The 14,623-nt window shown below is 36.0% G+C and carries 10 protein-coding genes; 9 read left to right on the top strand and 1 reads right to left on the bottom strand.

Annotation, left to right across the window (positions count from 1 at the left end):
• The first annotated feature begins 138 nt into the window (after positions 1-138).
• From AC0NBN_RS13605 to AC0NBN_RS13570, 8 genes are all read left to right on the top strand, one after another.
• The gene (locus AC0NBN_RS13605; protein WP_160813958.1) at positions 139-3,039 is read left to right on the top strand and encodes a SusC/RagA family TonB-linked outer membrane protein; all 2,901 of its coding nucleotides are present in this window, start codon (positions 139-141) and stop codon (positions 3,037-3,039) included.
• Positions 3,040-3,049: 10 nt separating this feature from the next.
• Complete coding sequence (locus AC0NBN_RS13600) at positions 3,050-4,564, top strand: RagB/SusD family nutrient uptake outer membrane protein (protein WP_160813957.1); 1,515 nt, start codon at positions 3,050-3,052, stop codon at positions 4,562-4,564.
• Positions 4,565-4,582: 18 nt separating this feature from the next.
• Positions 4,583-5,431, top strand: coding sequence for a hypothetical protein (locus tag AC0NBN_RS13595; RefSeq protein ID WP_160813956.1), 849 nt, complete (start codon positions 4,583-4,585; stop codon positions 5,429-5,431).
• A 25-nt stretch (positions 5,432-5,456) separates the two neighbouring features.
• Complete coding sequence (locus tag AC0NBN_RS13590) at positions 5,457-6,920, top strand: glycoside hydrolase family 30 beta sandwich domain-containing protein (RefSeq protein WP_160813955.1); 1,464 nt, start codon at positions 5,457-5,459, stop codon at positions 6,918-6,920.
• A 136-nt stretch (positions 6,921-7,056) separates the two neighbouring features.
• Positions 7,057-9,279: a beta-glucosidase BglX gene (gene bglX / locus AC0NBN_RS13585; RefSeq protein WP_160813954.1), complete on the top strand. Its 2,223-nt coding sequence runs from the start codon at positions 7,057-7,059 to the stop codon at positions 9,277-9,279.
• 625 nt (positions 9,280-9,904) lie between these two features.
• Entirely contained in the window at positions 9,905-10,309 is a 405-nt protein-coding gene (locus AC0NBN_RS13580) for a hypothetical protein (RefSeq protein WP_143885063.1), read from the top strand.
• Between the two features lie 134 nt (positions 10,310-10,443).
• Complete coding sequence (locus AC0NBN_RS13575) at positions 10,444-10,941, top strand: GNAT family N-acetyltransferase (RefSeq protein ID WP_160813953.1); 498 nt, start codon at positions 10,444-10,446, stop codon at positions 10,939-10,941.
• A gap of 398 nt (positions 10,942-11,339) precedes the next feature.
• Positions 11,340-11,531, top strand: a complete 192-nt coding sequence (locus AC0NBN_RS13570; protein ID WP_160813951.1) for a hypothetical protein — start codon at positions 11,340-11,342, stop codon at positions 11,529-11,531.
• Positions 11,532-11,565: 34 nt separating this feature from the next.
• Here AC0NBN_RS13570 and AC0NBN_RS13565 read toward each other — a convergent pair whose 3' ends face one another.
• On the bottom strand, positions 11,566-11,880 hold the full coding sequence (locus AC0NBN_RS13565; RefSeq protein WP_143885067.1) for a DUF4286 family protein: 315 nt from the start codon (positions 11,878-11,880) through the stop codon (positions 11,566-11,568).
• 148 nt (positions 11,881-12,028) lie between these two features.
• Here AC0NBN_RS13565 and gyrA point away from each other — a divergent pair, with 148 nt between their 5' ends.
• Entirely contained in the window at positions 12,029-14,611 is a 2,583-nt protein-coding gene (gyrA, locus tag AC0NBN_RS13560) for a DNA gyrase subunit A (protein WP_160813950.1), read from the top strand.
• The last annotated feature ends 12 nt before the right edge of the window (positions 14,612-14,623 follow it).

Below are 14,623 nucleotides of genomic sequence, written 5' to 3'. Positions count from 1 at the left end.
CATTTTTTTGCCTTTCAGACCTGCCTTCAGTTCCCAAAAATACTGGAAAAATTAAAATAATTATCAAATAAATGTTAATAATTAAAAAAAATATATATTTTTATTGTCTCAATTTGAGAATTAAAAAACTAACTGTATATGAATGTAAAAATATCAAGAAGTTTGGGCATGGTTGCAGTACTCTATTTTACTGCAAATTTTAATGCTCAGAACACGCCGAATGACACGCTTTCTAACGAACAAAAGATTGAGGAAGTCGTGATGATTGGTTATGGTACTCAAAAAAAATCTAACGTGACCGGAGCAATTGCAAGTATCAAAGAAGAAGATATTGCAAAAATTCCGGCGGGAAAACCGGAACAGGTTTTACAGGGTAGAGCTGCTGGTGTAAATGTGGTAACAAACTCCGGACAGCCTGGAGCTTCTGCAACGATTAGGGTAAGAGGTATTACCAGTTATTCATCAAATAATGATCCTCTTTGGGTGGTAGACGGTATTGTAGTTGATGGTATCGGGTGGCTTACACAAAGCGATATAGAAAGTATTGAGGTGTTGAAAGATGGTGCCTCATCTGCAATTTATGGAGTTTCTGCAGCAAGAGGGGTAATTTTGGTTACTACTAAAAAAGGTAAGAAAGGAAGATTAAACTTAAATTATAACGGATTTTTTGGGGTGAGCAACGCTGCAAGAAAAATTGATTTGCTAAATGCTACTCAATATGCTACAATTATTAATGAAGGTTTTGTAAATGATGGCGGAACTGCGAGATTTCAGAATCCTTCTGCTTTTGGTGCAGGAACAGATTGGCAGGATGCTATTTTCAGTTCAGCAGACAGACAAAACCACGAAGTAAGCGTACAGGGTGGTAATGAGAAATCTACTTTCTACGGCTCTTTTGGATACTATGATCAGTCGGGAATTGTAATGCGGGATATTTCTTATTATAAAAGACTTACCGCAAGAATAAACTCAACTCATAAAGTTACAGACTGGTTGACATTGGGGCAGACATTTGCTTATACCAATCAGAAAAATCAGGGAATTAATGCTAACGGAGAATTTGGCGGACCTTTAAGTTCGGCGGTAAACTTAGATCCTATAACTCCATTGGTGGAAACTGATCCTAATGTAATAAGCACACCTGCTTATTCAAACCCTTACATTATACGAAATGAAAACGGAAATCCATACGGTATATCACCTTATGTAAACCAGGAAATGTCAAACCCGCTTGCTTTCAAGTATACACAACTCGGAAACCGCAACTGGTCTGATGATTTCATTGGAAATGTTTTTGCAGAAGTAAAATTCTTAAATAATTTTACCCTCAGATCTTCATTAAATGGTAAAAAAGCATATTGGGGAAGTCAAAATTTCACACCTTTATTTTATCTGAATCCAAATAATACCAATACAGGAAACAACAGCCTCAGCAGAACCACCCAAACAAAATTTGAATGGAGCATGGAAAACACGCTTACATTTCAGAAAAAATTTGGAGATCACAACGTGAATATAATGGCAGGAACAGGATATTATGATTATAATATAGGATACGGGCAAACTGTAACTTATACTAATCTTCCTGTTTCAAGTTATGAGCTGGCTTCATTCAATTTTTACACCCCATCAGATAACCGTGCAGTAAATGCCTGGGATAATGTGGAATGGAACAAAGCATCATACTTTGGTAGAGCAATATATGACTACAAAAACAAATATTTATTTACAGGAACGTTAAGATATGATGGCTCCTCAATATTTGGTGCAAATAAACACTGGGGAATATTCCCATCATTCTCTTTAGGATGGAATATTGATAAAGAAAATTTCTGGCCAGAAAATAATGTTTTAAATACATTCAAATTAAGAGGAGGTTACGGAACTTTAGGAAATGACGGTATGCCTACTTTTCAATTTGCCAGCTTTTATGTAGCGGGAGCAAATTATACGGATGGAAATGGAACTGTGATGCCTGGTTATTTACCTAGCGGACTTGCTAATGAAAATCTAAAATGGGAAACAACAACCCAGACCAATGTCGCTGCAGATATGAAACTTTTCAATGCATTTACTTTAACTGTAGATGTATATAAGAAAACGACTTATGATATTCTTCGCGCGGTACAAATACCTGGCTATGTAGGAGTTACCGGTTTAGCGTTTCAGAATGCCGGTGATATGGAGAACAGAGGTATTGAGTTGGAATTGGGATATAAAAAAACCTGGAATGACTTTTCATTGTCTGTAAATGGTAATGTAGCCTACAACGAAAACAAGGTTCTTTCATTGGTAAGAGGACAGGCGTATGAAGACAGAGCGGGCTTTCAGTCTATGGGTCCTATACAAAGAATTGTACCGGGACAGGCCTATAACAGCTTCTATGGATTCCAGACTTTGGGAGTATTCCAAAATCAGGCACAGATTGATTCTTATGTAAACGCAAACGGACAGATGTATCAATCTAATGCAAAACCAGGAGATTTTATCTGGGCAGATGCTAATGGTGATGGAGTTATTAATGATTCGGATAAAGTAAACTTAGGAAGCTCAATTCCTAAATACAACTTTGGAGCAACGGTCAATGTAAACTACAAAAACTGGGATTTAAGTGTTTTCGGTCAGGGTGCTGCAGGTCATAAAGTTTTCCAGGGATTAAGAAGATTGGATATACTTGATGCAAACTACCAGACAAGAATTTTAGATAGATGGACTGGTGAAGGCTCAACCAACGAAAATCCAAGAATTACAAGAAACGATCCAAACAAAAACTACTCAAGACTTTCAAACTGGTATTTACAAAAAGGAGATTATTTCAGAATTAAACTTGTAACTCTGGGATATACGCTTCCAGAAAATATTTCTCAAAATATTGGCGCAAGTAAAGTTCGCTTTTATATAACAGGTGAAAACTTATTCACATTTACAAAATATACAGGCTACGATCCTGAAATCGCTGCGGGAGATTCTTACGGTATCGACAGAGCATTTTATCCTCAAGCCAGAACTTTTATGTTTGGCGCTAACATAACATTTTAATTAAATCATTATGAAAAATAAATTTTTAAAAATAAGTTTAGCTTCGTTATTCATTTTAACCGTTCCTACTGTTGTAACGTCTTGTAATGATTCTAATCTGGAAGAGAAAGACAATAAAGGGGCTTTCGCAAACTTCTTCAGAAATGAGCAGGAATGTTTCTTTGCATTAGTCGGTACTTACGATGTCCTCAGAAAAAATGCGGGAGGTTTTGAAAATATGGTAACTTTTTTTAATGCAGCTTCAGACGATTTTTATGCTGGTGGTGGTAGTGCTACCGATGGAGCGGGCATTCAGGGAGTTTCCAATTGGCAAGTTAATCAGACCACTATGCCTGCAAGCTATTGGAGAGATTACTGGCAGGGTGTTGCGCGTGCCAATGAATTGATTGCAAGAGCTCCTGAAGCTCAAATGAATGATAATACCCGAAACAGATTTATTGCTGAAGCCAAAACATTACGTGCAATCTACTACTTTGATTTGTTAAAAATGTTTAAAAATATTCCGCTGATACTTAAAACGTATACGGTGAATGACGATTTTTATAATGTTCCGCAAGTTGCACCTGCCGAAATTTATGCCCAGATCGAAAAAGATCTCAACGAAGCAATTCCTAATCTTCCGATGATGGTAAACGGGGAGCAGAGAGGACGTCTTACACAAGGGGCAGCCAGAGCTATGTTGGGGAAAGTTTTGCTTTATCAGAACAAAAAAGCAGAAGCTGCAGCACAACTGGCACAAGTAAACGGAACTCCTGGAAGCACGAGTCAATATGGTTATCGTCTTGTCTCTGACTATAACAGTTTATGGGTTACTGATAACAAATTTACTACAGAAGCTGTCTTTGAAATTACCCATACCAATAAAGCCAACTCAGACTGGAGTTTTTGGGGACAGGGTCAGGATGAAGGAAACTCAATCTGTATTATGACTGCACCGAGATCTTATGTAAAAAAAACACAGGATGCTCCGGATGTTGTTGGAGGGTGGGCTTTCAATGCTGTAACAACAGATTTAGCAAACTTTATGCAGAATGATCCAAGATTTAATGCAACAATCCTGAATATGGGATTACTAAAGCAGCAAAATAAAGCAGATTATTCTCCGGCATATATGGATACAGGATACTTCTTCAATAAATTTATGCCTACTCAGGACGAAAAAACAACGCTTCCTGGTGCTTCAGAATTAAACTACCGCCAAAATTACATCCTGATCAGATTGGCAGACACGTATCTAATGGAGGCTGAAGCACTAAACGGAACCGGAGCAAGAGCTCAGGCTCTTTTAGATGCGGTAAGAGCAAGAGTAGGATTGTCTTCAGTACCGGTTTCAATGCAGGCTGTAAAAGATGAAAGAAGAAGAGAACTTGCTGGTGAAGGTCACAGATTTTTTGATTTGGTCAGATGGGGTGAAGCTGCATCAAAATTATCTTCAAAAGGATTTGTTGCTAATAAAAATGAAATTATGCCAATTCCTCTTACTGAACTTACCGGAACTATTTTAAAACAAAATCCTGGATATTAATCTTATAAACTAAAAAACATGATAGCTAAATATTTTAATAAAAGCCTGATGTTTCTTTCAACGGCAGCCGTTTTGTCGAGCTGTGTACCGGAATCTGTGGAAGGAAACGGAATTAATCAAGATCCTGTTGATGCATCTTTTACAGTTTCTAAAACCGCTGAAAACAGATATACTTTAAAAAGAAATCATAATAATTATCTTAATTCTCAGTGGAACATTGATGATGATGGTTTCAACAATGGTAAAGGTGAAGAAAAAATCTTCCTTCCTGATGCAGGCACTTATGTAATTCAGCATCAGGCTGTAGGAATAGGAGGAATGATGGCAGGAAAATCGGAACAGACCGTTGTTGTGCCTACTTCGGATCCTGTATCTGGTAACATGATTAAGGGCGGAAGATTTGATACTCCGGACGAAATTTCAAAATGGTCTATTCACAAAATTAGTGCTTCAGGAGCGCAATGGGTACTTGCTAACGGTAAAGCTACAATTGTAGCATCAGGAAGTAACCAACAGGCTATTTATCAATCTGTTAATGTTGAAGCAGGGAAATCATATTCTATTGATATGGTAGCGTCTTCTGATACTCCATTGGTAAACACCTGGTTTGAGGTATATGTTGTAAACAGTATTCCTGCTTCGGGACAAGACATTAGCGGATCGGTCCTAAGAAACATCAATACATGGGATGGTTGCGGTACAGGGAAATTCAAAGGAAAAGTATCCTCTGTTGGCTGCAATAGCGGCAAAAACGGCGGTGTTTTTACTGCTACTGCTACCGGAACGGTGTATCTTGTTATCAAATGCGGCGGACAAACGGTAAACAGTCTAAGCATTGACAAGGTGGAGTTCCGAAGAATGCAATAATTTTTTTAATCCATAAAGATTTAAAATGAAATTACAAAATTCATATAGTTTCTTTAGAGGTGCTGCACTTTGCGGTCTAGCACTTCTTTCTTTTTTTAATTGCAGTAATACAACAGCAGATTTATCAGGTAATGAAAATCCGGTAAACGGAGGAGGCGGAAACACATCCGGCGATCCCGTTCAGATCTGGGTTACAAAAGGCGATCAGTCTGTAAAGTTACAGCAGCAGAATGCCGCTTATTTTAGTTCGTCACCAAATAATTACGGAAACATTGATATAGATCCTGCACAGGTTTTCCAGACCATTGATGGCTTTGGATATACTTTAACCGGAGGAAGTGTTGAAGTAATCAATCAGCTAAGCGCATCAAAAAAACAGGAATTACTAAATGACCTTTTCAGCAGCAATGGCATCGGCGTAAGTTATTTAAGAATAAGTATCGGCGCATCAGATCTAAACAGTGAAGTTTTTTCTTATGATGATATGCCTGCAGGACAGACTGATATTTCTTTGTCAAATTTCAGTCTTAACAAAGATCAGGCTTTAGTTCAAATGCTGAAAGATATTTTATTGATTAATCCTAACATAAAAATTCTGGCAACACCGTGGTCATCTCCTGTATGGATGAAGGACAACGGAAGCAGCATTGGTGGAAGCCTAAAACCTGAATATTACAATGTCTATGCACAGTATTTTGTAAAATATATTCAGGCTATGAAATCTCAGGGAATCAATATTGATGCGATCACCCCTCAAAACGAGCCGCTGCATCCGGGTAATAATCCAAGCATGTATATGAGTGCTACAGATCAGACAAATTTTATCAAAACTCATTTGGGACCAGCATTTCAGACAGCAAATATTAATACTAAAATTATTACTTACGATCACAATTGTGACAACCCGGCTTATCCTTTAGCTATTCTGAATGATTCTGAGGCTTATCCTTTTGTTGATGGATCTGCATTTCATTTATATGCAGGTGATATTTCTGCATTAAGTACCGTTCATAATTTATTTCCAAATAAAAATGTTTACTTTACAGAACAATGGACGAGTTCAGCTGGGAATTTTGGCGGAGATCTGGATTGGCACATCAAGAATGTGATCATTGGTTCGATGAGAAACTGGAGTAGAAATGCACTGGAATGGAATGTTGCCAATAATGCTTCTTTTGGTCCGCATACACAGGGCGGATGCAAACAATGTAAAGGTGCAGTTACTATTAATAGTGCAAATAGTTATGAAAAAAACGTAGCATATTATATTATTGCGCATGCTTCCAAATTTGTTCCGGCAAACTCTGTAAGAATTGCTTCTACCCAGCTGGATAATCTTGCGACCGCAGCCTTCAAAACACCTGCCGGAAAAACGGTTCTTATTGTACAAAACAGCAGTTCTTCCGAAAGAAACTTCAATATTAAAATGAATCAAAAGACCGCTCCTGTAACGATTGCAGGAAATGCCACGGCAACATATGTCTTTTAAAAAGGATTAACCACAAACAATTTATTGATTGTAATTTTGTTAGCTTTAAAAAAACAATGATGAAGTTTGTAAAATTCTTTGTTTATAATGTATTTTAAATTAAAGTTAGCAAGTCACAATCAAAATTCAATCAGAAATGAAAAGACTTTATTTCATATTAGCATTTACAGTATTTGGAATTAATGCATTCGGGCAAAAAACAATTGATCAGAAAGTCTCTGAACTTTTATCAAAAATGACGTTAGAGGAAAAAGTGGGGCAGCTTGTTCAGTATTCAGGGTTTGAATATGCTACAGGTCCTCAAAATTCCAGCTCAGCAAATGTTTTAAGTGAAATAAAACAGGGAAAAGTAGGTTCTATGCTGAATGTTGCAGGAGCGCAGGAAACCAGAAAATTTCAGGAATTAGCTTTAAAATCAAGACTAAAAATTCCTTTGCTGTTCGGACAGGATGTGATTCATGGTTACAGAACAACTTTTCCGGTGAACTTGGGTCAGGCAGCAAGCTGGGATTTAAAATTGATTGAAAAATCCGAAAGAATTGCAGCAACCGAAGCTTCCGCTTACGGAATTCACTGGACTTTTGCCCCGATGGTCGACATTGCAAGAGATCCGAGATGGGGAAGAGTAATGGAAGGTTCAGGTGAAGATACTTATCTGGGAACACAGATTGGTTTGGCAAGAATCAGAGGTTTTCAGGGAAAAGGTTTGGGAAATCTGGATGCGATCATGGCTTGTGCAAAGCATTTTGCAGCGTACGGAGCGGCAGTTGGCGGAAGAGATTACAATTCTGTTGATATGAGTTTAAGACAATTGCATGAAACGTATTTACCACCTTTCAAAGCAGCTGCAGAAGCGGGTATTGCCACTTTTATGAATTCTTTTAACGACATCAACGGAATTCCGGCAACAGCCAATCAATATATTTTAAGAGATTTATTAAAAGGTAAATGGAACTACAATGGTTTTGTGGTTTCAGACTGGGGAAGTATCGGTGAAATGGTTCCTCACGGTTATGCAAAAGATAACAAAGAAGCTGCCAAAAAAGCAATCATTGCGGGAAGCGATATGGATATGGAAAGCCGTGCTTATATGGCTGAACTTCCTAATTTGGTTAAAGAAAGGAAAGTTGATCCAAAGCTGATTGATGATGCAGCAAGAAGAATTTTGGTTAAAAAATTTGAAATGGGATTGTTTGATGATCCTTACAGATTTAGTGACGAAAAAAGACAGAAAGAACAATTAAATAATCTTGAAAACAGAAAATTCGGAAGAGAATTTGGTTCAAAAAGTATTGTTTTACTTAAAAATGAAAAGAACATTTTACCTCTTTCAAAATCGGTAAAAACGGTTGCTTTAATTGGTCCTTTTGGAAAAGAAACTTCTGCCAATCACGGATTTTGGTCGGTGGCATTTAAAGATGATAACCAGAGAATTGTAACGCAGTTTGACGGAATTAAAAATCAATTAGACAAAAACTCAACATTGCTATACGCAAAAGGCGCAAATGTAGACGATCAGGATAAATCGATGTTTGCCGAAGCGGTGGAAACGGCAAAAAAAGCAGATGTAGTCATTATGACTTTAGGTGAAGGTCACGCAATGAGCGGTGAGGCAAAGAGTAGAAGTAATATTCATTTTTCTGGAGTTCAGGAAGATCTTCTGAAAGAAATTGCCAAAACAGGAAAGCCGATTGTTTTAATGATCAATGCAGGAAGACCTCTGGTTTTTGACTGGGCAGCAGACAATATTCCAACTATTGTTTACACTTGGTGGTTAGGAACCGAAGCTGGAAATTCTATTGCAGACGTACTTTTCGGAACGGTAAATCCGGGCGGAAAACTTCCCATGACTTTCCCAAGAACAGAAGGACAGATTCCTGTTTATTACAATCATTATAATACAGGAAGACCGGCAAAAAACAATACAGACAGAAACTATGTTTCCGCTTATATTGATTTGGATAATGACCCGAAATTCCCTTTTGGTTATGGATTAAGTTATACTCAGTTTAAATATTCTGATATAAATTTAAGTTCAACAATTCTTAAAGGAAATCAGACCTTAAACATCAGTGTAAATGTTACCAACAGCGGAAATTACGATGGGGAAGAAGTGGTGCAGTTTTACATAAGAGATTTATTCGGGAAAGTGGTAAGACCTGTGAAGGAATTGAAAGGCTTCCAAAAAGTATTCATTAAAAAAGGAGAAACAAAAAGCATCAGTTTCAGTTTAACTCCTGAAAATCTGAAATTTCATGATGATCAGCTGAATTACGATTGGGAAGGCGGAGAATTTGACATTATGATCGGAACGGATTCTCGGAATGTTCAGACCAAAAGAATTAATTGGGAAAAGTGATATATACTTTAATCATATAGATACATTAAATTAACATCTTATTATTATTTTTAATCGGTGAAGCAGTTTGTTTCACCGATTTTATTTATCCAAGTAAGAAATAATATATCTCATCATTTTATAAAAACAGACGTAATTAATACCTTTATTAAACTAAAATAACCCAAGTTCGGGATAAGGTTTTCAAAACGCATTGTTAAACAAAGAGATTCAATTATCAGGAATTCAGTTTTAAGATAAAAAAGGCACTTCGACTACACTCAGTATAAACTTTAACTTAAAGTAATGCCATTTTTGTCTTTTTTCAATAAACAAAGTGGCTGTTTAGCTTAAAAACTTTCAAAAAGTAAAAAATCTTCTGTTTTCGTAGCGATACATTAATATAATGCGATAAGTCAATTATTTAAATTTATTTTTTATCCCGAACTGAGGTTAAAATATGAAAATCAAATAAGAAAAGAGGATTGCAATATTAAATTTTTAATATTTTTTCATATATAAACATCTCATTTACAACATTTTAATTTTTAATGTTAACTGAATGTTAACTGAATATGAAATTAATATGAATATTTTTATATATCTTTGATATAAGAAAGTTTAACTAATCAAAAATCAAAGACTTATGAAAAATAAAATTCAAATACTATTAGGAACATTCATCATATTCGGATTTGCATCTATAATCAATACAGCAAATGCCCAGACAAAAGAAAGCAATACCATTGAGGAGGTATTAATCAATAAAAATGATGCTTTCGCTGAGATTAAGAAATTACTTATCCAAAACTTTGATTTTACAAATTCCGACTACAAAGAAGGAATTGTAAATTCTGAAGTAAAATTTGACATTGCGGAAAATGGTAAGATCATCAATGTACGCTCAAAAGGAGATTGTAAAAACGTAAGTAAAGAGATTGAAAATGTTTTATCTCATCTTCAGTATAAGATTGATTCTAACAAACTGAATGCAAATATGCTGGCTTCATCATTCGTAATGCCTGTAAGACTGGATATCTCCAACAGATAATTTCTGTAAAAATAACTGTATATGAAACTGCTTGAAAAAGCAGTTTTTTTGTTGCCTTTTATTATCTAAATTTGGCGGTGAAACTGTAAAGTTTCAGACACAGCAAATTATGTATTAAAGTAAAAGCATTAGTAATGAACTATGAAATAAGAGAAATGCTTCCGCAGGATGAAAGTAGAGTACTGGAAATTTTCCAGCAGGGAATTGACAGCAGAATCGCTACATTTGATACCGAATTACCAAGCGCTGAAGAATGGAATACAAGCTTTTTCAGTGAATGCAGATGGGTATTGGAAAATGACAGCAGTCTTATTATAGGGTGGTGTGCGCTAAAGCCAGTAAGTAAAAGAGCATGTTTTAAAGGTGTTGCAGAGGTAAGTATTTATTTCGATCAGCAATATTTAGGCAAAGGTTTAGGGACTTTACTTTTGAAAAAACTGATTGCAGACAGCGAACATCATGGGTTTTGGACTTTACAGTCTAATATTTTTCCGGAAAATGAAGTTTCAATAAAATTTCATCAGAAAAATGGTTTTCGAATGGTGGGAACGAGAAAAAAAGTAGGTATGCTACATGGTGTATGGAAAGACCTCGTTATGCTTGAAAAACGCAGCGAAAGTGTGGGATTATGAATAAAGCAGTTTAATCTTATAACATCTCTGACTTACATTGCAAACATCATTTGGCATCATGATTGTACCTATCCAAATCAGTTTTTAAAATGATAGATATGAAACGATTAATGAAACTGATGGGAGTTACAGTTATTTTCGCTATACTGACTTCCTGTATCGTACACAGCCATCCTGGTAGAAGGGGAGCAGCTCCTCCGGGACAGGTAAAAAAAGTATATATGCAAAAAAAAGGTCATGGCCATGGACATTACAAACACAAACCGCGTCATAACAAACATAGAAGATAAAAAATAAGCATCCGACAGGGATGCTTTTTACATTTTAAGAGAAAAAACTAAGAAGAAAAACTTTTGGCACTTAGCTTGATTCATTACTAGCAATCAAACAGAAGAAATATGAAAAATTTACTCAAGTTTTTGGTTGTTTTTAGCATCACATTTGCTTTGGCAGCGTGTCATCCACCTCCAAGACCTCCAAAACCACCAAAACCACCTCACCCAAGACATGGAAGTCTGGAAAACAAAAAAGACACTTCGAAAGACAACCTTCAGAAAAAATTTTATTATTCAAAAGATTATTTTATTTAAAAGCAAACCCCTTTACAAAAGGGGTTTTATTATTTTAAATTCTTTTTTTAATAGGATTCAGAGAAGTATTAAAAATCATAATCTGATCACCAAATTTGATTTCAATTCTTTCTGTTATATTCAATAATTCGCTTTTGGTAAACTCTTCCCTTTTTTCGTCATCTGAAAAAATCAGCAGCAGATTATAGTTTTTACCTTCTTCTATATAGTCGCTATCTACTTCAGAAAGAATATATTGATCTACATCCATCAGATTTTCAGTCATTAGAATCAAAGTTTCATCTACATATTTTTCCCACTCTGTTATATTGCTTTTCATACAATGAAAAGTTAGGCTCAGTACACTCATAATTTAATATTTTTTAAGATATTTTGATATAATTCTCAGGCAAAAATCGTCAAAAATTTTGTAACTTAGCCCGTTATTAAAATTTGAAAATAAATTGTTTTCAGGCGTATTTTTAATAGTCTGATTATCATTGTAATAAAACTTATATATGCAAAAAGAAGGAGAAAGATTAATTCCTATCAACATTGTTGATGAAATGAAATCATCTTACATTGATTATTCAATGTCGGTTATTGTTTCGAGAGCATTACCAGATGTGAGAGATGGTCTTAAACCCGTACATAGAAGAGTACTTTACGGTATGTATGGTTTGGGAGTTTTTTCAAACAGAAAATATTTAAAATCAGCCAGAATCGTTGGTGATGTTTTGGGTAAATATCACCCGCACGGAGATTCTTCCGTTTATGATGCGATGGTAAGAATGGCACAGCCGTGGAGTTTGCGTTATCCTCAGGTTGACGGGCAGGGTAACTTCGGTTCTATGGATGGTGACCCACCTGCAGCAATGCGTTATACAGAAGCAAGACTTAAAAAAATATCTGACGAAATTTTAGCAGATTTAGATAAAGAAACGGTAGATTTTCAAAATAACTTTGATGACAGTTTACAGGAGCCTACCGTAATGCCTACAAAAATCCCTAATCTCCTGGTTAATGGTACTTCCGGTATCGCAGTAGGTATGGCAACGAATATGGCGCCTCACAACTTATCAGAATCTATAGATGCAATCACCGCATATATAGACAATAGAGAGATTACAATTGATGAACTGATACAGCATATTGTTGCTCCGGATTTCCCTACAGGAGGTATCATCTACGGTTATGATGGTGTAAGAGATGCTTTCCACACCGGAAGAGGCAGAGTAGTCCTTAGAGCAAAAGTAAGCTTTGAAGAAGTGCACAACAGAAATGCAATTATTGTAACCGAAATACCTTATCAAATAAACAAGGCTGAAATGATTGCCAGAACAGCTGAGTTAGTAAAAGATGAAAAAATCCCGGGAATCTTTGAAATAAGAGATGAATCTGACAGAAACGGGATGCGTATTGTTTATGAATTGAAAAATGATGCAATTCCTAATGTTGTTTTAAACTTATTATATAAATATACTTCACTTCAAACTTCTTTCAGTGTTAACAACATTGCATTGGTAAACGGAAGACCGGAGCAGCTGAATTTAAAAGACATTATCCATCACTTTGTTGAGCACAGACACGTGATCATCGTAAGAAGAACCGAGTACGAGCTTAAAAAAGCAAAAGAAAGAGCGCACATTCTTGAAGGTTTCATGAAAGTGATCGGTACTCAGGATTCTTTAGATAAAGCAATTTCAATTATCCGTCACAGTGCCACTCCACAGGCAGCAAAAGAAGGAATTATTCAGGAATTTGATCTGTCTGAAATTCAGGCTCAGGCTATTCTTGATCTTCGTTTGGCTCGTCTTACAGGAATGGAGCTTGATAAGATCCGTGACGAATACGAATCAATTATGAAAGAAATTAATAATTTAGAAGATATCTTGGCAAACGAACCGAGGAGATTCCAGATTATTAAGGATGAATTAATTGAAATTAAAGAAAAATACGGCGACGAAAGAAGAACTGAAATTGATTACTCAGGTGGAGAAATGTCAATTGAAGACATCATTCCGAATGAAGCGGTAGTTCTTACGATTTCACACGCCGGTTATGTAAAGAGAACATTACTTTCAGAATATAAAATCCAAAGCAGAGGAGGAGTTGGGAATAAAGCAGCAACTACGAGAGATTCAGATTTCTTAGAATATATTGTTTCTGCGACCAACCACCAATATATGCTGTTTTTCACCGAAAAAGGTAAATGCTATTGGTTGAGGGTATTTGAAATTCCTGAGGGTTCTAAAACGGCAAAAGGAAGAGCCGTACAAAACCTGATCAACATTGAACCCGATGATAAAATAAAAGCATACATCAGAACCAATGATCTGAAAGATGTAGATTATATCAATCAGATGAATGTTGTAATGATCACTAAAAACGGAACTATTAAAAAAACTTCACTTGAAGCTTATTCCAGACCGAGAGTAAATGGTATTAATGCTATTGAAATCAGAGAAAACGACCAGTTGCTGAGTGCTTATCTTACCAACGGAGAATCTCAGATTATGATTGCTACCAAAAACGGAAAGTGCATCAGATTCCCGGAAGAAAAAGTAAGAGAGGTAGGAAGAGGGTCTATCGGAGTGCGTGGTATTTCTATGGAGGAAGATGATGAAGTAATTGGAATGATTGTTGTAAATGATGTAGAGCGCGAGACGGTACTTGTGGTATCTGAAAAAGGTTACGGAAAACGTACCGCTGTAGAAGATTACAGAATTACCAACAGAGGCGGAAAAGGGGTTATTACTCTGAATATTACAGAGAAAACAGGTAATTTGATTGCTATTCAGAACGTGACGGACGACGATGGATTGATGATTATTAACAAATCCGGTGTTGCCATCAGAATGAATATGGATGAGATGAGAGTAATGGGTAGAAATACTCAGGGAGTAAGAATGATCAACCTTAAAAAGAATGATGAGATTGCAGCCATTGCAAAAGTAGAAATGGATAAAGATGTTGCAGAAGAGGAATTGGAAAATGAAGTGGCACAAGAGAATGTTGTTCCTAACCAAGATGAATCTCAATCAGAGAAAAATTTAGAAAATAATAATTCAGAAAATGACATAGAGTCTGACTCTGAATAATCATTAATATAG

The organism is Chryseobacterium sp. L12 (assembly GCF_056133985.1).
Note: the sequence above shows the minus strand (reverse complement) of the source record. Positions and strands in the feature narration are given on the sequence as shown.